The following is an 18,751-nucleotide window of genomic DNA, read 5'->3' on the forward strand; positions in this document are numbered from 1 at the left end:
AGCGCCAACGTCTTGCTGGTGACGCCTGGCATCAGGCCGGGCCTCAAGCCACCCCCTGCCCAAGGCCAGCGAGACTTTTCGTTCCGCACCGATGATTTCCGCCGATCCTGATTGTCTTCACCAACAGGCGCATCCGGATAGCCGGCCGCCTGGAAAAGAGGTGATCAAATGAAATCGTTGCAAAATCAGAATGTCGTCGTCGTCGGAGGCAGCCGTGGTGTCGGCCGCTCGATCGTGGAAGCAGCGCTTGGCGAGGGGGCGACGGTGCTTGCGGTTGCCCGTGGCGCCGCCGACCTGAAGCAACTCGCCTGGGAACGGCCGGGTCTGAGGACCCTCAGCACCGACGCGACGGCGGAGACGGCGCCGCAAGCGGTTTTCGACGCGCTGGCGCCCGACGTGCTGGTGCTCTGTGCCGGGGCGCTCGCCCCTTCGGCGCCGATACAGGAGCAGAGCTGGGAGGTCTTCTCGGCGAACTGGGAAATGGACGTCAAGGCATCGTTCCTGTTCTGCCGGGAAGCCCTTAAAGGCCGGCTCAAGCCCGGAGCCCGTGTGTTGCTGATCGCCAGCGGCGCCGCCATCAGTGGCGGACCGCCGAATTCCGGCGGCTATGCCGGCGCCAAGCGCATGCAGATTTTTTTAGCCGGCCATTGCCAGAAGGAATCGGAGCGGCTCGGCCTTGGCCTGCGCTTCATGGCGCTTTCGCCGGCCCGCATCATGCCGGGCACCGGGGTCGGCGATCGCGGCATCGACGGCATTGCGGCCTATATGGGCATCCGCCCGACCGAATTCCTGGCCAGCATGAGCGACATGCAGACGCCTGCCGATGTCGGACAAGCGGTGGTCCAGCTCGCGACGGGCAAGCCGCAGGGCAGCTCCTTCATCGTGAGCGGCAGCGGCCTTGCGGCGGCGGCGTGAGGCGCGCAGGATGGCAACCGAATTCAGCTCTCCGGGCTCCACATGACTAATGCTTCCGGCCCTATCGAGCCTTTGGGCCGGCCAGGCCAGCCGGTCCTCGACCGGCTGGCGTTCGAACGCCTGACCGTCGCCCACCGCCGCGCGCTGAAACTCCATTGCTACCGGATGATGGGCTCGCTCAACGAGGCGGACGATCTCGTCCAGGAGACGTTCCTCAAAGCCTGGCGCGCACGGTCGCAATTCGACGGACGCGGCTCGGCGGGCGGCTGGCTCTACTCGATCGCCACCAACAGCTGCCTCAATGCCATCAAGGCACGGTCGTCGGCGCGGCGCATTCTCGAGCAACCCGAGCGGCCACCCTCCGAAGGCAGGGCGACCGGCGGGCCGGCCACCGAATTCACCTGGCTGGAGCCATATCCGGACGCGGAACTGCCCGACATTGCCGATGACAGGCCTGGGCCGGAAGCGCGCTACGAAGCCCGCGAGGCCGTGCGGCTCGCCTTTATCGCGGCGATCCAGCTGTTGCCGCCGAGGCAGCGCGCGGCCCTGCTGCTTTGCGATGTGCTCGGGTGGTCCGCCATCGAGACCGCGCAATTGCTGGGCGGATCGACCGCTTCGATCAACAGCGCCCTGCAGCGGGCCCGCGCGACGCTGGGCGAGCGCTACCCCCAAGGGCGCCCGCCGCAGCAATCACGGCCCAGTGCGGACGAAGGCCTGCTGCTTGAGCGCTATATGCGGGCCTGGCAGGCCGGCAATCTGGATGGGCTCGTCGACCTGCTGCGCGAGGACGCCATCTATCACATGCCGCCATGGCGGGAATGGTACCACGGGCGCCCGGCAATCGGCGCTTTCCTGGGAAGCGTCTGGGGCAATTTTGCCGGCTATCGCGCGGTCGCCGTCGGCGCCAACGGCCAGCCGGCCGTGGGCGTTTACGCGCTTGGCCGCCAGGACTTCGCGTGGCGACCGCATTCGGTGCATGTCATCGAACCCGCCGACGGCAAGATCGCCTCGCTGACGATCTATGTCCCGCCGCTCGGCCCCACTCTGTTTGCGGCCTTTGGCCTGCCGCCGGAGCCTGGCCCGACTTGACCGAGAGGTTTAGCCCAGATCTTCTTCCACCCCGCCTGCCGCCGGCGCCATGAGCAGCACGGCAGCGCCCAGGAGCGCGGCAATCAGCGAGCCCGCAAGGATGCCGACCTTCACCGCGTCCTGGAGCGCCGGGTCGCTGGCGAAGGCGAGCAGGCCGATGAACAGGCTCATGGTGAAGCCGATGCCGCAAAGCAGCGAAATGCCCAGAATATGCAGCCAGCCGGCATTGACCGGCAGGTCGGCGAGGCCGAACCGGATGGCTAAAGCCGAGGAGCCGAAAACGCCGACCAGCTTGCCGACGACAAGGCCGGCGGCAACGCCGAGCGTCAGCGGCTCGACAAGTGCTGCAAAGCTCACGCCGCCGAGCGAGACGCCGGCATTGGCGAAGCCGAAGATCGGGATGACGATGAAGGGCACCAGCTTGTGCAGGCCGTGCTCGAGGCGATGCAGCGGCGAATGCTCGAGATCGTGGCTGATGCCGGGAGAGCGTTCGAGCGGGATGGTGAGCGCCAGCGCCACGCCGGCCAGCGTGGCGTGCACGCCCGACTTCAGCACCAGCACCCACAGCAGCGCGCCAAGCAGCAGATACGGCCAGAGCTTCATCGCCCGCATGCGGTTGAGCACGATGAGCAAGGCGATGACGACGAAGGCGGCCGCCAGATAGGCGAGCGACAGGCCGCTGGTGTAGAACAGCGCGATGATGATGACGGCGCCGAGATCGTCGATGATGGCCAGAGCGGTGAGGAAGACCTTCAGCGAGGCCGGCACGCGGCTGCCGAGCAGCGACAGGACGCCGAGCGCGAAGGCGATGTCGGTGGCAGTCGGGATCGCCCAGCCGGAAAGCGCGGCCGGATTGTCGCGGTTGATGGCGACATAGACCAGCGCCGGCACCACCATGCCGCCAGCGGCGGCGATGCCCGGCAGCACCCGGCGCGGCCAGGTCGAGAGCTGGCCGTCCAGCATCTCGCGCTTGATCTCCAGCCCGACCAGCAGGAAGAACACCGCCATCAGCCCGTCATTGATCCAGTGCGAGACGCTGAGCGGCCCGAGATAGGCGTGAAGGACGGCGAAATAGGTTGCGGCCAACGGCGAGTTGGCGACGATGAGCGCAAGGGCGGCGGCCACCATCAGGATGATGCCGCCGGCCGCCTCGCCGTCGAGGAATTCGCGCAGGATCGATTTTTGTCGCTGGTCCAAATCCTGCATTTCGCCTCCTCGCATCCCTTCCGGCGGCGCGATGATGCTCAAACATCAACGGCCGGGCAAGCATCAAAGGGCAATCGTCGCCGCCCTATCTCCCATTTCCGAATGCCGGCGCCGCCGACGCCGGCGGTTTGGGTCTTCGCCACCAACCGAAACCGACGTTGGCCGAAGCGCTTTATCCGGTAGGTCCGGCAATCCTCACCGAGGCGCGCGCTTAGCGAGAATACGCTGCAGGGTTCTGCGATGCATGTTGAGGCGGCGCGCCGTCTCGGAAACGTTGCGGTCGCACATTTCGTAGACGCGCTGGATGTGCTCCCAGCGCACGCGGTCGGCCGACATCGGGTTTTCCGGGGGTGCCGCGCGCTCGCCCGAGGTGCGGGTGAGCGCGGCAAAGACGTCGTCGGCATCGGCGGGCTTGGAGAGGTAATCGACGGCGCCTAGCTTCACCGCCGTCACCGCGGTGGCGATGTTGCCGTAGCCGGTCAGGATGATGGCGCGGGCGTCGTCGCGCTTTTCGCGGATGACTGCCACGACATCGAGGCCGTTACCGTCGCCGAGCCGCATGTCGACCACCGCATAGGCCGGCGGATGGGCGCGCGCCTTGGCGACCGCCTCTTCCACGCTCTCCGCCGTCTCGACCACGAAGCCTCTTGTTTCCATCGCCCGGGCAAGCCGGGTGAGGAATGGCTTGTCGTCCTCGACGATGAGCAGCGAGGTGTCCTCGCCCTCGACCATTGCACCAGTCGTTTCGTCTCCGCTCATCTTATCGGCATCCCCAAGAGCACTTCGCATCAAAACGGATTCTAGCGAATGCGCCTTAAGTCCTCGTTTCCGGGCATGTCATTTTCCCAAACACCGCCTGCACAGTTTTGGGCGATATGCCTCACTTTTACGCAGATACAGTTCCGCAACAGCAATGTCCAATTTTTAGAGCCGGCAACAGAGCTGCCATGCGGCGAATGCAAGGCTTCGTTCACCGTTTCGCAATTCCGGACGGAAGGCTACGGCGAAGTCGCCGAGCCAAAACGCTGCGCACTTTCCCCGGAATTGCTATCCTTGGTTTGCCGCAATTCCGGACGGAAAACCGCTGCGCACTTTTCCTGGAATTGCTCTAGGCATTGTCGAACATGGTGGCCGAAGCCTGGTCCTGGTTGAGGAAGACGCCGCGCGGCCAGACGATCTGCACCACCGCGCCTTCGCCGAGCCCGCTCGAATTGCGGAAATCGATGGTGGCGCCCGACCGTTCCAGCAAGGTCTTGGCGATGAACAGCCCGAGCCCCAGGCCGCCGCCGGCCTCGGTGCCCTGACGCGTCGACATATAAGGCTCGCCGATGCGGTCGATGATCTCGGCCGGGAAACCTGGCCCGTCATCGGTGATCGAGAAGATGACCTCGTCGTTGTCCCAGCTCCAACTGACGGTAACCGACTTGCGGGCGAAATCGACCGCATTCTCGACCAGGTTGCCGAGCCCGTAGATGACGCCGGGGCTGCGCTGGCCGACCGGCTCCGGGCCGATGCGCTCGCCAGGCCGCAACCGGATCGAGATGCCGAAATCGCGATGCGGCGCCGTCACTTCCTCGACCAGCGAGGTAAGCGGCATGCGCGACATATGCGCTTCGCCTTCCGACGAAAGGCTGGTCAGCCGCTTCAGGATTTCGCGGCAGCGTTCGCTCTGCGAGCGCAGCAACTTCACGTCCTCACCGTATTTTGGATCCTTGCCGAGCGCCTTTTCCATCTCCTTGGCGACGACGGTGATGGTGGCCAAAGGCGTGCCGAGCTCATGCGCGGCGGCGGCGGCCAACCCGTCCAGCGCCGACAAATGCTGCTCGCGCTGCAGCACCAGTTCGGTGGCGGCAAGCGCGTTGGCGAGCAGGCGCGCCTCCGCCGCGACGCGGAAGGCATAGATGGCGGTGAAGGCGATCGAGGCGAATACCGCCATCCACATGCCGGCGACATAGATGAACGGCATCGGCAGCGGCGACCCTTCATACCAGGGCAGCGGCAGGTGGAAGAACACCAGAAGCGTGGCGGCCACCATGACCAGCGCGCCCAGCACGGCAGTCAAGCGCAGCGGCAGCGACGTGGCGGAGATGACGACCGGCACGGAAAGCAGCACGGAAAACGGATTGGTCAGGCCGCCGGTCATGTAGAGCAGGCCGGTGAGCTGGATGCCGTCGAAGGTCAGGATGGCGAAGGCCGAAAGCGGCGTCAGGCGGTGCGCCGCCGGATAGCGGAAGGTGAGCCACAGATTCATCCAGGCCGAGCAGGCGATCAGCGCAAAGCACATCGGCACCGGCAGCGGGAATTTCAGCCCGTAGGCGACGACAAGCACGGTCAGGCTCTGGCCGACGATGGCCAGCCAGCGCAGGCGGATCAGCGTGTTGAGCCGCAACCGCTGGCTTTGCTGGGAATCGGGCGCGCGCAGGATGTTGATCATCGACTTACGATTATAGCCGCGGGAGAGTAAGCGCTAGTAGCCCTGTAAGGGCGACTTAACCGGGTTGGCAGCCGGTGTTTCATCGTTCGTTTCGGTTCACCATCATGAACATTCGCGATTGGCCGAGGCGCCTCGCGACTTCGTCATCCACGGGCGGAGCGACGCGAAGCGGAGCGCAGACCCGAGGATCCATTCCGTTACCTTGACCGTAGAATGCAGCGGAACAGAATTCTGAACCACCGCAAAGCGTCGACGTCGCGGCATGGATCCTCCGCCCGTGGATGACGAAGTGAGTTCGCGCCGATCGCCAATGTATGCGGTCCGCCAACGCAAGCGGCCTGTCAAAGCTCCCGCCCAAGGTCAGGTCCCGCGTGGCTTGGCACGGCTGGTGGCAACCGCCAGCAGCGGATTTTCCGGCCAGACATGCCTGGGGTAGCGACCGCGCATGTCGGTGCGCACATCGACCCAGGAGCCGCGCCAGAAGCCCGGGAGATCGCGCGTCGTCTGGATCGGCCGATGCGCCGGCGACAGCAATTCGAGCGTCAACGGCACGGTGCCGCTGGCGATCGCCGGATGTCGGTCAAGGCCGAACAGCTCCTGCACGCGGATCGCCAGCACCGGCCATTCGCCATCATAGCGGATCGGCACGTGGCTGCCGGACGGCGCGTCGAAATGGGTCGGCGCCAGCGCGTCGACCTTGCGCTGCAGGTCGTGCGGGACCAACGACATGAGTGCGGCCGACAGTGTCGCCGGCTTGATGGCCGCGAAGGAGGCATCGCCGGCGAGAAACGGCAAGAGCCAATCGTCGAGGCGATCCAGAAGGGCGGCATCGGAAACGTCCGGCCAGGGCGCGCCAAGGCCGCGATGCAGCCAGCCGAGCCGCTGGCGCAGCCCCTCCGCCTCCTTGCCCCAGTCGAGCAGCGACAGGCCGTGCCCGCGCAAGGCGTCTGTCACGGCGCGGTCGGCGTCCGCGCCTGACGGCGCCGGCAGCATGCGCTCTGACAGCGTGATCGCGCCGAGCCGCGCGGTTTCGCGCATGCGCACGGCGCGGCGCTCTCGGTCGAAGGTCGTCTCGCGCTTCGTCTCGATGCGATCGGCAAGGGCGGCGCGGATATCTGCTTCGTCGACCGGCGCGGCAGCGGTAATGCGGGCGTTTTGCGCCTTGCCCTGCAGGTCGGCGACGACCAGCCAGGTTTCATTGGCCAGCGGGTCGGCGGCATCGACCATGGCGCCCGAACCATTGGCGAGGACGAAGCGGCCACGCTCCCCACGCGCTCTTGCCACGCGATCCGGCCAGGCATGGATGAGGAGCGAGCCGGCGCTGGCCGGTGTGCCGTTTGTTTCTCCGCCAGCCTGCCTGGCCAAGCGCTCCGCCAATTGCCGGGCGGCATTGGCGCGCGGCGATCTTTCACTGCCGAAGCGCATCAGCCGGCGTTCGAGGTCGGCGCTGTCGCCGCCGAGCCCGCGCTCGGTCAACAGAACGGCGAGCGTAGCCGCTTGACGTGCCTGGCCGGTCTTCGCCGCTTCGGCCACCATATGCGCCAGCCGCACCGGCAGCGCCAATTTGCGCATCGCAGCGCCCGCCTCGGTCAGCCGGCCAGCATCGTCTATGGCGTGAAGGGCCTTGAGCAGGACCCTCGCCTCGTTGAGAGCGGGCGCCGGCGGCGCATCGAGGAACGAGAGGCCCGACGGATCGGCAACACCGAAAGCGGCGCAGTCGAGCAGCAGGCCCGACAGATCGGCCTCCAGGATCTCCGGCGGCGTGAAGGCGGGAAGCGACGCGGTCTGCTCCGCCCGCCACAGGCGCACCGCCACGCCGGGCTGGGTACGACCGGCGCGGCCGGCGCGCTGGTCGGCCGAGGCCTTGCTGACACGCACCGTCTCAAGCCTGGTCAGGCCGCTTGCCGGCTCGTAGCGCGGCAGGCGTGACAGGCCGGAATCGATGACGACGCGCACGCCGTCGATGGTGATCGAGGTCTCGGCGATCGAGCTTGCCAGCACCACCTTGCGGCGGCCGGCCGGCGCCGGCTTGATCGCCGCGTCCTGTGCCCTATTGTCGAGCTGGCCGTAGAGCGGAACGATGTCGGTGTCGGCGGCGACATTGCCTTGAAGCCGCTCGGCGGTGCGCTCGATCTCGCGCTGTCCGGGCAGGAAGGCGAGCACGCTGCCCTGCTCGCCGGCCAAAGCCGCGCGCACGGCCCTGGCCATGGCGTCCTCGATCGCCACGCCGGCCGGCCGTTCGTCATAGCGGATCTCGACCGGGAAGGCGCGGCCCTCGCTTTCGATCACCGGCGCCTGCGCCAGAAGCCTTGCGACACGGGCGCCGTCGAGCGTCGCCGACATGACCAGCAGACGCAGGTCCGGCCTCAGCGCGCCCTGCACGTCGAGCGCCAGCGCCAGGCCGAAATCGCCGTCGAGCGAACGCTCGTGGAACTCGTCGAAGATCACCGCGGAGACGCCGGGCAGTTCCGGGTCGTCGAGGATCATGCGGGAGAGCACGCCTTCGGTGACCACCAGGACCTTCGTCCTGGCCGACGTGCGGTTCTCCATGCGCATGGCGTAGCCGACCGTGCCGCCGGGCTCCTCGCCCAGCAATTCGGCCATGCGGCGGGCGGCGGCACGAGCGGCGAGCCGGCGCGGTTCGAGCAGGACGATCCTGCCTTCGCCGAGCCAGGGCGCATCGAGCAGCGCCAGCGGCACCAGCGTCGTCTTGCCGGCGCCGGGCGGCGCCACCAGCACAGCGCTGCTGCGCTGGCCAAGTGCCGCGGCAAGCGCCGGCAGCACGGCCGTGACCGGAAGTTCAGGCAAGGGTTTCGTCGTCATCGCGCCCGCATATCAGCGGTTGCGGCCGACGCGCAACTTGCGAGACCGGTGCGCGTCAAAGCCTGGTGCGTGAAAACGGGTTCCAGCGCACGGTGCCGAGCCTTACCTCTTCGCGCACCATCGTCAGAAGGCCGGACGCACCAACCACCGCCAGACCGGCCAACGAGAGCCAGTCGGGATATTCATGGAAGAACAGCGCGCCGAGGATAACCGCCCAGACAATTTGCGAGTAATGCGTCGGCGCGATGCGGTTTGCGGGCGCGTATTTGACCGCAAGCAGTTGCAGAAGCTGCCCCCTGGCGGTGAAAATACCGGCCAGCATCAGCCAGACCAGCTGCCCGAGATTGGGGAGAGACAACGACGTCGCGGCCGCGCCGACGCCGTTGAAGACCAGGCCGTAGCCGACCAGCGCGCCAAGGATCGTCGTGCGCTTTTCCTGCTGGGCGAGCGAGCGCATCAGGATGACGCTGGTGGCGGCGAGGAAGGCATTGGCAAAGGCGGCGAGATGGCCGAGATGCAATTCGCGAAAGCCCGGCCGCACCACCAGCATGACGCCGACAAAGCCGGCGACCACGGCCAGCCACCGCCAGGGACCGACCCTTTCCTTCAGGACGACCGTCGACAGGATGGTGACCAGCAATGGCGCCAGAAAGATCAGCGCGTAAACTTCCGCCAGCGGAATGGTGGTGAAGGCAAAGACGCTGAGCACGCCCGACGCGATACCCGCCAAGGCGCGCGCCTGCACCGCCCACGGCCTTTTGGTGCGCCAGAAGTCGCGCCAGCGTTCGCCCTGGGGCTTGGTGAAGAAGAGAAAGCAGCCGGCAAACAAGGTCGAGAAGAAGCCGATCTCGAAGACGGTGAACTGACCGCCCAGGCTCTTGATGACCCCGTCGCTGAACGAATAGCTTGCATAGGCGATCAGGGCGAGCAGGATTCCGTTCGGCACGATGCAATTTCCGGGAGAGACGACGTGAAGATACTGGCGCTGGGGGCACATCCCGACGACATCGAGATATTCATGTTCGGTACGCTGGCTGCCTATGCCGCGCAAGGCGCAGAACTGACTTTTGCGATAGCCACCGATGGTGCCAAGGGGGGGCAAGGGCGACCCGGCAGCGGGCGCCGCCATCCGGCCGGTGACGGCAAGCCCGAGCCCGCCAGCTGACAGAAGCAGGACGTAGCGTCCGCCGGCATTTCCCGAGCGATTTCAATCACCCGTTTCGCCATGCTGCGGCGCAGCAACGAATTCGCTTGCGTTGTTTAGTAAAAAGAGCATCACTAAACAAATTACTAAACATCGGCAGCGCATTGCGCACCCATGTTCAGGCCCTCGGAGGAGCGAGGGTTGAGGGCTCTTGAAACCGTCATCCGGACGCGTTTCGCAAATGGGAGGTAAGGCATGAAATCGACCTTGAAACTGGCGTTGGGACTGGCCTCGGCGATCTTTGCGTCGACAGCCGTCGCGAACGTCGCGCATGCGGAAGACCTGACGCTTTGCTGGGCCGCCTGGGATCCGGCCAACGCGCTCGTGGAACTGTCCAAGGACTTCACCAAGGAATCCGGCATCGGCATGAAATTCGAGTTCGTGCCGTGGACCAATTACGCCGACCGCTTCCTCAACGAGCTCAACTCGCACGGCAAGCTCTGCGACCTGATCATCGGCGACAGCCAGTGGATCGGCGGCGCCGCCGAGAACGGCCACTACGTCAAGCTGAACGACTTCTTCGACAAGGAGCATATCAGCATGGACGACTTCGTGCCGGCAACCGTCGTCGGCTATTCGGAATGGCCGAAGAACACGCCCAACTACTGGGCGCTGCCGGCGATGGCCGACGCGGTCGGCTGGACCTATCGCAAGGACTGGTTCTCCAAGCCCGAACTGCAGAAGGAGTTCAAGGGGAAGTACGGCCGCGATCTCGCTCCGCCGAAGACCTATGACGAGCTGAAGCAGATCGCCCAGTTCTTCCAGGGCCGCGACATCGACGGCAAGAAGGTCTACGGCGCCTACATCTTCACGGAGCGGGGCTCCGAAGGCATCACCATGGGCGTGACGAACGTCCTTTACGACTATGGCTTCCAATATGAGGACCCCAAGAAGCCATACGCCATGAAAGGATTCGTCAATTCGGCGGACGCGGCGAAGGGTCTCGAATTCTACAAGGACCTGTACAAATGCTGCACCGCGCCGGGCATGACCGACGCCTACATGTCGGAGGGACTTGACGCCTTCAAGTCAGGCCAGGTGGCGATGCAAATGAACTGGTTCGCGTTCTTCCCGGGCCTTTACAAGGACCCCAATGTCGGCGGTGACAAGATCGGGTTCTTCCCCAATCCTGCCGGACCGCAGGCTCACTTCACGCAACTCGGCGGCCAGGGCATCTCGGTGGTCTCTTATTCGGACCATAAGGACTCAGCCCTGAAATACATCAAGTGGTTCGCACAGCCTGCCGTGCAGCAGAAGTGGTGGGAGATCGGCGGCTACTCCGCGCTTAAAGCGGTCGTCGAGGCTCCAACCTTCCCGAAGAGCGCGCCCTTCGCCCCGGACTTCCTGCAATCGATGCAGATCGTGAAGGATTTCTGGGCCGAGCCAAGCTACGCCACGCTGCTGCAGGCCATGCAGAAGCGCGTCCATGACTATGTCGTGGCCGACCAGGGCACCGCGCAGGAAGCGCTCGACAATCTGGTCAAGGACTGGACGCGGACCTTCCAGGACGACGGCAAGATGTAAGGCTCCTCCCGAGCCAGACCGGACCGTCCCGTGCCGCCTTGGCACGGGACGCAGTTCAGATAAATTCCATCGATGAGAGTTACCAGTGACCGACGCAGGATTAACCATGCTTGATCGGACTGCGGACAACTTTGCCCGGGCGACACCGGAACCGTTGGCCCGCAAGATCCGCGGCATCAGCGACAAGGGCCTCGCCTGGCTGTTCATCTCGCCGACGATCCTTTTGTTGCTGGCGATCAACATCTTCCCGCTGTTCTGGGCGATCTATCTTTCCTTCACCAATTATCGCGCCAACCGCCCCAACGAGGTGGTGAAGAACCTCGGGCTCGCCAATTACGAACGCATCCTCGGCGACCAGGATATCTGGATCGCCATGCAGGCAACGGCGCATTTCGTGTTCTGGACGATCCTGCTCGAGACCGCGATCGGCTTCACGCTCGCCTGGCTGATCGACCGCAAGTTTCGCGGCCACGCCTTCTGGACGACGATCATCCTCGTGCCGATGATGCTGTCGCCGGCAGTGGTCGGCAATTTCTGGCGTTTCCTCTACCAGCCGCAAACCGGCCTGTTCAATTACATCGTCGCCTTCTTCACCGGCCTGCCGCCTTCGTCCTTCGAGATGCTGGGCAGCGTGCAGCTCGCGCCTTGGGCGATCATCATCGTCGACACCTGGATGTGGACGCCTTACGTGATGCTGATCTGCCTTGCCGGCCTGCGCTCGATCCCCGAATACATCTACGAAGCAGCCGAGGTCGACCGCGCCTCCAACTGGCGGCAGTTCTGGTCGATCACGCTGCCGATGGCGCTTCCCTTCATCATGCTGGCGGTGCTGTTCCGCGGCATCGAGAACTTCAAGATGTTCGACATGGTCAACCTGTTGACCGGCGGCGGCCCGGGCTCGACCACCGAGCTCGCTTCGATCACGCTGAAGCGGCAGGCCTTCGAAAGCTGGCGCACCGGTTATTCGTCCGCCTTCGCCATCATCCTGTTCGTCGCCGTCTTCGGGCTGGCCAACATCTACGTCAAGGCGCTCAACAAGGTGAAGCAGAGATGAGCCTGACAACCGCCCATTCCGTCGTCGCGCCCTCGGCGAACTCGAAGCGGATCGCCGGCGCGCTCGTCGTCGGCTACGCGCTGATCTCGATCGTGCCGCTCTTGTGGATCTTCGCCACCAGCTTCAAGACGCCGCCGGATTCGATCGCCTATCCGCCGAAGATAGTCTTCCAGCCGAGCATCGAGGGCTATTGCAACCTGTTCACCACCCGCACCAGGCAGACGCCGGAATACATCAACTCGCTCGGACCGGCGACGGGCGTCTGCGACGAGACCGTGCGCAAGCGCAACATGGTCATCGCCGGGCCATCGAACTTCCTGCCGCGCTTCGTCAATTCGCTGATCATCGCCTTCGGCTCGACCTTCTGCGCGGTGTTCCTCGGCACGCTGTCGGCCTACGGCTTCTCGCGCTTCAAGGTGCCTTTGGCCGACGATCTTCTGTTCTTCATCCTCTCGACGCGCTTCATGCCGCCTATCGCCGTCGCCATCCCGATCTATCTGATGTACCGCGAGCTCGGCCTCTCCGACACGGCGCTCGGCATGATCCTGCTCTACACCGCGGTTAACGTCTCTTTGGCCGTGTGGCTGCTCAAGGGCTTCATCGACGAGATCCCGCGCGAGTATGAAGAGGCCGCGATGATCGACGGCTATACAAGGCTGCAGGCCTTCTGGCGCACCGTGCTGCCGCAAGCCACGACCGGCATTGCCGCGACCGCGATCTTCTGCCTGATCTTTGCCTGGAACGAATATGCCTTCGCCGCCCTGCTCACCTCCGGCACCGCGCAGACCGCGCCGCCCTTCATCCCGACGATCATCGGCGAAGGCGGCCAGGACTGGCCGGCGGTGGCCGCGGGCACGACCATCTTCCTGGTGCCGATCCTCGTCTTCACCATCCTGCTCCGCAAGCAGCTCTTGCGCGGCATCACCTTCGGCGCGGTGCGCAAATGATGAACAGTCGGCAGGCATGGAACCAGCGCTGCGGAGGAATCGCCCCTTCTCCCCGTTCACGGGGAGAAGATGCCGGCAGGCAGATGAGGGGCAGCGCCTACATCCGCCTTAATCACGGGCGTTTGCGCCGCCCCTCATCCGACCCTTCGGGCCACCTTCTCCCCGTGAACGGGGAGAAGGAAGGGGGCGCTGCATGAGCCGCTCGGTTGTCTCCAAGCGCTCTTCTTGGCCTCGTTGGGCAAGGCGCGGCCTGATGGAAAACATCGCGACCGCGATCATCGCGATAGGCTTCCTGATGCTGTTCCAACCCTTCGCGCTCTCGCTCTACACCTATTCCTTCGTCACCATGCTTGCCGGCACGGTCATGTTCATCATCGTCTCGAAATTTCCGGAATAGACATGGCCGAGATCCGTGTTCAGAACCTGAGGAAAGCCTTCGGCGCATTTGTCGCCGTGCAGGACTCCAATTTCGTCGTCGAGGATGGCGAATTCTTCGTCATGCTCGGCCCGTCCGGCTGCGGCAAGACGACGACGCTTCGCATGATCGCCGGCCTCGAACTGCCGACCGGCGGCAAGATCCTGCTCGGCGGCGAGGACGTCACCATGCGACGGGCGCGCGAGCGCGATATCGCCTTCGTCTTCCAGCTCTTCGCGCTCTACCCGCATATGAATGTGCGCAAGAACATCGGCTTCCCTCTGCTGGCGCAAGGCATGCCGGCGTCCGAAATCCGCCAGCGGGTCGAGGAAACCGCGAAGCTCTTGCGCATCGATCACCTGCTCGACAAGTCCGTCTCCGGACTTGCCGGCGGCGACCGCCAGCGCGTCGCGCTCGGCCGCGCCATCGTGCGGCGGCCGAAATGCTTCCTGATGGACGAGCCGCTGGGGACCCTCGACACGGAATTCCGCGATTTGATGGTGCATGAGCTGCGCGAGCTGCACAATCGCATCCACGCCACGACCGTCTATGTCACGCACGACCAGATGGAAGCGATGTCGATGGCCGACAAGATAGCGGTGATGAACCATGGCGTCATCGAACAGTTCGGCACGCCGCGCGAGATCTATGACCGGCCGGCAACGATGTTCGTCGCAGATTTCATCGGCTCGCCGCCGATGAATTTCCTGAAGTTCGGTGGCGGCCTCGCCAAGGGCGCGAAGGAGATCGTCGTGCAGGGCGCCAAGGTCACGGTGCCGGAAGTACGCGAGGATATCGCGCCCGCCGACATGGCGCTCGGCATCCGGCCCGAGCACATCCGCTTCGATGACGGCTCGAAGCTGCGCGGCGCGATCTACGGCACCGAATATCTCGGCACCACGCAGATCGTTGCCGTCGAGACGGCCGACGGCATCATCAAGGCACGGGTGCCGGCGGGCATTCATCTCAGCCCCGGCGAACAGGTCGGGCTGGCGCTGAACGGCGCGCGGCTGTCGCTGTTCGAGAAGGGTTCCGGCCGCGCGGTCAGGACCGCCATGCATGATCAGGCAGCGGAGGCGCGCCATGGCTGATGTCCATATCCAGGGCGTGACCAAGAGCTTCGGCGACACTGTCGCGATCAACGATCTCGACCTGCGGATCAAGGACGGCGAATTCGTCGTGCTGCTTGGGCCTACCGGCGCCGGCAAGACCACGACACTGAGGCTTATCGCCGGCCTCGAACGGCCGGACAGCGGCGCGATCCGCATAGCCGGGCAGGACGCGACGGCGCTGTCGCCGGCCGAGCGCGACACCGCCTTCGTCTTCCAGCAATATTCGCTCTACCCGCATCTTTCGGTGTTCGAAAACCTCGCCTTCCCGCTGCGCTCGCCGGCGCGGCGGTTTCCGGAGGAGGCCGTGCGCCGCCGCGTCGAGGAAGTGGCGCGCATGGTGCGCATCGACCACAAGCTCGAAAACCGTTCGACAAAACTGTCCGGCGGCGAAATGCAGCGCGTCGCCATCGGCCGCGCGCTGGTGCGCAAGCCGGCGATCTACCTGATGGACGAGCCGCTGTCCTCGCTCGACGCCAAGCTGCGCGCCGACCTCAGGCTCGAGCTGAAGCGCATCCAGTCCGAGCTCGGCGCCACCATGCTCTACGTCACGCACGACCAGATCGAGGCGATGACCATGGCCGACCGCATCGGCATTCTCGCCGATGGGGTGCTTGTGCAGATCGGCACGCCGCGAGCGATCTATTCGGAGCCGGCAAACCTCCATGTCGCGGCGCGCCTCGGCCAGCCGGCGATCAATCTTCTGCCGGCCGGGCTGCTGCCCGACGGCGGCGCGCCGACCGGAACGGCGACGATCGGCGCCCGAACCGAGCATCTCGCGATCGAGAAGGCAATGAACGGCCATGCCGATGGCGTCGTCGACTGGGTCGAGCACCTGGGCGACCAGAACCACTTGCACGTGACGGTGGGGGCGAAAAAGCTGGTGACGCTGACCGATCCCGACACGCCGCTCGCAAAGGGGGACAAAGTGACGATCCGCTACATCGCGCCGCTCTATTTCGGCTCGGACGGGCAAAGACTGATGTAGCGGGGACTGATGTAGCCGGCTCGGGCCATATATTTGCAAAACCGATTGACGACAGCAGATACGGACTGGACGAAATCCATGAAGCACTTTTTCAACCGCAAGGACACCATCGTCACCGAAGCACTCGAGGGCTTCCTCGCCACGGCGGGGTCGGGCACGCTGGCCCGCCTCGACGGCTATCCCGAGATCAAGGTCGTGCTTCGCGCCGATTGGGACAAGACGAAGGTGGCCGTGGTTTCGGGCGGCGGCGCCGGGCATGAACCCTCGCATGCCGGCTTCGTCGGCGCCGGCATGCTGACGGCGGCCGTCTCCGGCGAGATCTTCGCTTCGCCGAGCGTCGAGGCGGTGCTGGCGGCGATCCGCGCGACGACCGGCCCCGCGGGCTGCCTGCTGGTCGTGAAGAACTACACCGGCGACCGGCTCAATTTCGGACTGGCCGCGGAAAAGGCGCGCGCCGAAGGTTTCGCAGTCGAGATGGCGATCGTCGCCGACGACATCGCACTGCCCGACATCGCGCAGCCGCGCGGCGTCGCCGGTACGCTGTTCGTGCACAAGATCGCCGGTCACCTCTCCGAAACCGGCCGCGACCTGGCGTCGGTCGCGGCCGCGGCTCGCACGGCCGCGAAGGATATTCTCTCGCTCGGCATCTCGCTCTCCTCCTGCTCGATCCCCGGACAGGCGCACGAGGATCGCTTCGGCGCCGATGATGGCGAGCTCGGCCTCGGCATCCATGGCGAGCCGGGCGTCGAGCGCATCGCGCTGCAGAGCGCCGGCGCGCTGGTGGCGATCATGGCAGAGCGCCTCGCGGCGCGGCTCGATGCCGGCAGCCGTCATGCCCTGCTGATCAACAATCTCGGCTCGGTACCTCCGCTCGAAATGTCGCTCATCGCCAATGCGGTGCTCGCCTCGCCGCTGGCGAAGGCCGTGGCGCTGACCGTCGGCCCCGGGCATCTGATGACCGCGCTCAACATGAACGGCTTCTCGCTGTCGCTGATCAAGCTGGACGCAGAGCGCGAGGCAGCCCTGCTGGCACCCGTCGGTCCGCATGCCTGGCTACCGGCGAAGCCGGTTCGCGCACCGGTCGTCATGGCGATGACCAAGCCCGCCAATCGCGAGACAAAGGTGGCCAGCCGCGACACCGGCGCGCAACGACTGATCATGGTCGTCTGCGAGAAGCTGATCTCGCTGGAAGAACCGCTCAACAGTCTCGACGCCAAGGCGGGCGACGGCGACACCGGCTCGACGGTGGCGACGGGCGCGCGCAGCATTCTCGAGCGCGTCGATGCGCTGCCGCTTGCCGATCGCGCCGCAACTGCCGCCACGATCGGCGATACGCTGGGCACTTCGATGGGCGGTTCCAGCGGCGTACTGCTGTCGATCTTCTTCACCGCCGCATCGCAGTCGCTCGGCACCGGCGCGTCGCTCAGCAAGGCCTTGCTCGCCGGACTCGACCGCATGACTTTCTACGGCGGCGCCAAGATCGGCGACCGCACCATGGTCGATGCGCTGGAGCCGGCGCTGAAAGCCCTCGATGCAACCGGGCTGGAAGCAGCCGCCAAAGCGGCGCGGCAAGGTGCCGAGGCAACCGCCGCGATGCAGAAAGCCAAGGCCGGGCGTTCCGCCTATATCGGCAGGCAGCTCGACATAGCGGACCCCGGCGCCTTCGCGGTCGCCGAAGTTTTCGCTGCCGTGGCGGCGCTGTTCGCCCCGGCATGAAGGACAAGAAATGGCCGCATCCGATTTCTCCCGACTGATCGTGGCGGCGGCCGATACGATCGCGGCGCATGCCGAGGAGTTGACCGCGCTCGACCAGGCGATCGGCGACGGCGACCATGGCCTGAACATGAAGCGCGGCTTCGAGGCCGTGCGCGCCGAGGCGGACGCCTTTGCGGCCAAACCGCTGCCTGAGGCGCTGAAGGCGGTCGGCACCAAGCTGGTGATGACCGTCGGCGGCGCCTCCGGGCCTCTGTTCGGCACGCTGTTCATGGCGCTCGGCAAGGACCTGCCGTCAGCACCCGATCGAAACGGGCTGGCGGCGGCACTGGGCAAGGCGATCGAGGCGGTGGCGGCGCGCGGCAAATCGCAGCCGGGGCAAAAAACCATGCTCGACGTGCTGCAGCCGGTGTATGAGGCGCTGGCGCAAGGCAAGACGGCTGGCGAAATCGTCGACACCGCCGACAAGGCGGCGGAGGCCACGGTGCCGATGAAGGCCCTGCGCGGGCGCGCTTCCTTCTTGGGAGAACGCTCGATCGGGCATATGGACGCCGGGGCGCGCTCGACCGCGCTTCTGGTGCGTGCAGTCGCGGAAGCGATAGAGGGCATTTGATGAGCAATGTCGGTATCGTCATCGTGTCGCATTCACCCCTGGTTGCCGAGGGTACCGCCGACATGGTGCGCCAGATGGTGGGCGACGAAGTGCCGCTTGCATGGTGCGGCGGAAACGGCCATGGCGGGCTCGGCACCAGCGTCGAGGCGATCATGGGCGCGATCGACAAGGCCTGGTCTGAAGCAGGCGTCGCCATCCTGGTCGATCTCGGCGGCGCCGAGACCAACTCAGAGATGGCGGTCGAGATGATCGGCGAGCCGCGCTCCCACAAGATCGTCGTCTGCAACGCGCCGATCGTCGAGGGCGCGGTGATGGCTGCAACCGAATCCTCCGGCGGCGCCTCGCTCAAGGAAGTGGTGGCGACGGCGCATGAACTGTCGCCGTCGTGAACGAACGGGAACCGACTGAATGTCAACATCCGCCGAAGCAACCGTTCTGATCACCCACGCCGTGGGCCTGCACGCGCGCCCTTCGGTGAAGTTCACCAAGCTCGCCAAATCGTTCGCGGCGGAGGTGGAGGTGGCGGTCGCCGCCAACGGCCCATGGTTCGACGCCAAGAGCATCGTCAAGGTAATGGCAGCGAAGGCGCCGAAGGGGACGATGCTGCACATCCGTGCCAAGGGCGACGGCGCGACCCAAGCAGTCGAGGCGCTGGTCGACCTGGTGCAGCGTGACTTCGGCGAGGACGCGGATCATGCCCGCTCCGCTTGAAACGGA

Annotated in this window: 18 protein-coding genes; 13 read left to right on the forward strand and 5 right to left on the reverse strand. The window is 65.5% G+C overall.

Features of this window, described 5'->3' with window-relative positions:
• The first annotated feature begins 168 nt into the window (after nt 1-168).
• Nucleotides 169-915 carry an SDR family NAD(P)-dependent oxidoreductase gene (locus tag ACWGS9_RS13340; protein WP_454505686.1) on the forward strand — a complete coding sequence of 249 codons (747 nt, stop codon included), beginning with the start codon at nt 169-171 and terminating at the stop codon, nt 913-915.
• Nucleotides 916-957: 42 nt separating this feature from the next.
• Nucleotides 958-2,004, forward strand: a complete 1,047-nt coding sequence (locus ACWGS9_RS13345; protein ID WP_454505687.1) for an RNA polymerase subunit sigma-70 — start codon at nt 958-960, stop codon at nt 2,002-2,004.
• Nucleotides 2,005-2,013: 9 nt separating this feature from the next.
• Here the strand turns inward: ACWGS9_RS13345 and nhaA are convergent, their stop codons facing one another.
• The 5 genes from nhaA to ACWGS9_RS13370 all read right to left on the reverse strand — a co-directional run bounded on the left by nhaA (nt 2,014) and on the right by ACWGS9_RS13370 (nt 9,413).
• A complete protein-coding gene (gene nhaA / locus ACWGS9_RS13350) occupies nt 2,014-3,210 on the reverse strand; it encodes a Na+/H+ antiporter NhaA (RefSeq protein WP_454505688.1) in 1,197 nt (398 codons plus the stop codon).
• A gap of 195 nt (nt 3,211-3,405) precedes the next feature.
• Nucleotides 3,406-3,969 (reverse strand): ActR/PrrA/RegA family redox response regulator transcription factor, encoded by a 564-nt coding sequence (locus ACWGS9_RS13355; RefSeq protein ID WP_320217456.1) that lies wholly within the window; start codon nt 3,967-3,969, stop codon nt 3,406-3,408.
• 349 nt (nt 3,970-4,318) lie between these two features.
• Nucleotides 4,319-5,644, reverse strand: a complete 1,326-nt coding sequence (locus tag ACWGS9_RS13360; RefSeq protein WP_454505689.1) for an ActS/PrrB/RegB family redox-sensitive histidine kinase — start codon at nt 5,642-5,644, stop codon at nt 4,319-4,321.
• Between the two features lie 360 nt (nt 5,645-6,004).
• Nucleotides 6,005-8,467, reverse strand: coding sequence for an ATP-dependent helicase HrpB (gene hrpB, locus ACWGS9_RS13365; protein WP_454505690.1), 2,463 nt, complete (start codon nt 8,465-8,467; stop codon nt 6,005-6,007).
• A gap of 55 nt (nt 8,468-8,522) precedes the next feature.
• Nucleotides 8,523-9,413 (reverse strand): DMT family transporter, encoded by an 891-nt coding sequence (locus tag ACWGS9_RS13370; protein ID WP_454505691.1) that lies wholly within the window; start codon nt 9,411-9,413, stop codon nt 8,523-8,525.
• A gap of 24 nt (nt 9,414-9,437) precedes the next feature.
• Here ACWGS9_RS13370 and ACWGS9_RS13375 point away from each other — a divergent pair, with 24 nt between their 5' ends.
• The 11 genes from ACWGS9_RS13375 (at nt 9,438) to ACWGS9_RS13425 (ending at nt 18,745) form a co-directional block, all read left to right on the forward strand.
• Entirely contained in the window at nt 9,438-9,632 is a 195-nt protein-coding gene (locus tag ACWGS9_RS13375) for a PIG-L deacetylase family protein (RefSeq protein WP_454505692.1), read from the forward strand.
• Between the two features lie 234 nt (nt 9,633-9,866).
• Complete coding sequence (locus ACWGS9_RS13380) at nt 9,867-11,195, forward strand: ABC transporter substrate-binding protein (RefSeq protein ID WP_454505693.1); 1,329 nt, start codon at nt 9,867-9,869, stop codon at nt 11,193-11,195.
• A gap of 106 nt (nt 11,196-11,301) precedes the next feature.
• Nucleotides 11,302-12,249, forward strand: coding sequence for a carbohydrate ABC transporter permease (locus ACWGS9_RS13385; protein WP_454505694.1), 948 nt, complete (start codon nt 11,302-11,304; stop codon nt 12,247-12,249).
• Nucleotides 12,246-13,196: a carbohydrate ABC transporter permease gene (locus tag ACWGS9_RS13390; RefSeq protein ID WP_454505695.1), complete on the forward strand. Its 951-nt coding sequence runs from the start codon at nt 12,246-12,248 to the stop codon at nt 13,194-13,196. The genes ACWGS9_RS13385 and ACWGS9_RS13390 overlap by 4 nt, the downstream gene beginning before the upstream one ends.
• 193 nt (nt 13,197-13,389) lie before the next feature.
• Nucleotides 13,390-13,593 (forward strand): hypothetical protein, encoded by a 204-nt coding sequence (locus ACWGS9_RS13395; protein ID WP_454505696.1) that lies wholly within the window; start codon nt 13,390-13,392, stop codon nt 13,591-13,593.
• A 2-nt stretch (nt 13,594-13,595) separates the two neighbouring features.
• Nucleotides 13,596-14,702, forward strand: a complete 1,107-nt coding sequence (locus tag ACWGS9_RS13400; RefSeq protein WP_454505697.1) for an ABC transporter ATP-binding protein — start codon at nt 13,596-13,598, stop codon at nt 14,700-14,702.
• On the forward strand, nt 14,695-15,708 hold the full coding sequence (locus ACWGS9_RS13405; RefSeq protein ID WP_454505698.1) for an ABC transporter ATP-binding protein: 1,014 nt from the start codon (nt 14,695-14,697) through the stop codon (nt 15,706-15,708). Before ACWGS9_RS13400 ends, ACWGS9_RS13405 begins: the two co-directional genes overlap by 8 nt.
• A 78-nt stretch (nt 15,709-15,786) precedes the next feature.
• Nucleotides 15,787-17,424, forward strand: coding sequence for a dihydroxyacetone kinase subunit DhaK (locus ACWGS9_RS13410; RefSeq protein WP_454505699.1), 1,638 nt, complete (start codon nt 15,787-15,789; stop codon nt 17,422-17,424).
• Nucleotides 17,425-17,434: 10 nt separating this feature from the next.
• Nucleotides 17,435-18,034, forward strand: a complete 600-nt coding sequence (gene dhaL / locus ACWGS9_RS13415) for a dihydroxyacetone kinase subunit DhaL (RefSeq protein ID WP_454505700.1) — start codon at nt 17,435-17,437, stop codon at nt 18,032-18,034.
• Nucleotides 18,034-18,423, forward strand: coding sequence for a dihydroxyacetone kinase phosphoryl donor subunit DhaM (gene dhaM / locus ACWGS9_RS13420; protein WP_042645089.1), 390 nt, complete (start codon nt 18,034-18,036; stop codon nt 18,421-18,423). The genes dhaL and dhaM overlap by 1 nt, the downstream gene beginning before the upstream one ends.
• A gap of 19 nt (nt 18,424-18,442) precedes the next feature.
• Entirely contained in the window at nt 18,443-18,745 is a 303-nt protein-coding gene (locus tag ACWGS9_RS13425; protein WP_454505701.1) for an HPr family phosphocarrier protein, read from the forward strand.
• Nucleotides 18,746-18,751 lie beyond the last annotated feature (6 nt).

The organism is Mesorhizobium sp. Arg314 (assembly GCF_053714275.1).

Coding starts and splice junctions, on each gene's coding strand:
- ACWGS9_RS13340 (WP_454505686.1), top strand. CDS start 169: ATGAAATCGTTGCAAAATCAGAATGTCGTCGTCGTCGGAGGCAGCCGT.
- ACWGS9_RS13345 (WP_454505687.1), top strand. CDS start 958: ATGACTAATGCTTCCGGCCCTATCGAGCCTTTGGGCCGGCCAGGCCAG.
- nhaA (WP_454505688.1), bottom strand. CDS start 3,210: ATGCAGGATTTGGACCAGCGACAAAAATCGATCCTGCGCGAATTCCTC.
- ACWGS9_RS13355 (WP_320217456.1), bottom strand. CDS start 3,969: ATGAGCGGAGACGAAACGACTGGTGCAATGGTCGAGGGCGAGGACACC.
- ACWGS9_RS13360 (WP_454505689.1), bottom strand. CDS start 5,644: ATGATCAACATCCTGCGCGCGCCCGATTCCCAGCAAAGCCAGCGGTTG.
- hrpB (WP_454505690.1), bottom strand. CDS start 8,467: ATGACGACGAAACCCTTGCCTGAACTTCCGGTCACGGCCGTGCTGCCG.
- ACWGS9_RS13380 (WP_454505693.1), top strand. CDS start 9,867: ATGAAATCGACCTTGAAACTGGCGTTGGGACTGGCCTCGGCGATCTTT.
- ACWGS9_RS13385 (WP_454505694.1), top strand. CDS start 11,302: ATGCTTGATCGGACTGCGGACAACTTTGCCCGGGCGACACCGGAACCG.
- ACWGS9_RS13390 (WP_454505695.1), top strand. CDS start 12,246: ATGAGCCTGACAACCGCCCATTCCGTCGTCGCGCCCTCGGCGAACTCG.
- ACWGS9_RS13395 (WP_454505696.1), top strand. CDS start 13,390: ATGAGCCGCTCGGTTGTCTCCAAGCGCTCTTCTTGGCCTCGTTGGGCA.
- ACWGS9_RS13400 (WP_454505697.1), top strand. CDS start 13,596: ATGGCCGAGATCCGTGTTCAGAACCTGAGGAAAGCCTTCGGCGCATTT.
- ACWGS9_RS13405 (WP_454505698.1), top strand. CDS start 14,695: ATGGCTGATGTCCATATCCAGGGCGTGACCAAGAGCTTCGGCGACACT.
- ACWGS9_RS13410 (WP_454505699.1), top strand. CDS start 15,787: ATGAAGCACTTTTTCAACCGCAAGGACACCATCGTCACCGAAGCACTC.
- dhaL (WP_454505700.1), top strand. CDS start 17,435: ATGGCCGCATCCGATTTCTCCCGACTGATCGTGGCGGCGGCCGATACG.
- dhaM (WP_042645089.1), top strand. CDS start 18,034: ATGAGCAATGTCGGTATCGTCATCGTGTCGCATTCACCCCTGGTTGCC.
- ACWGS9_RS13425 (WP_454505701.1), top strand. CDS start 18,443: ATGTCAACATCCGCCGAAGCAACCGTTCTGATCACCCACGCCGTGGGC.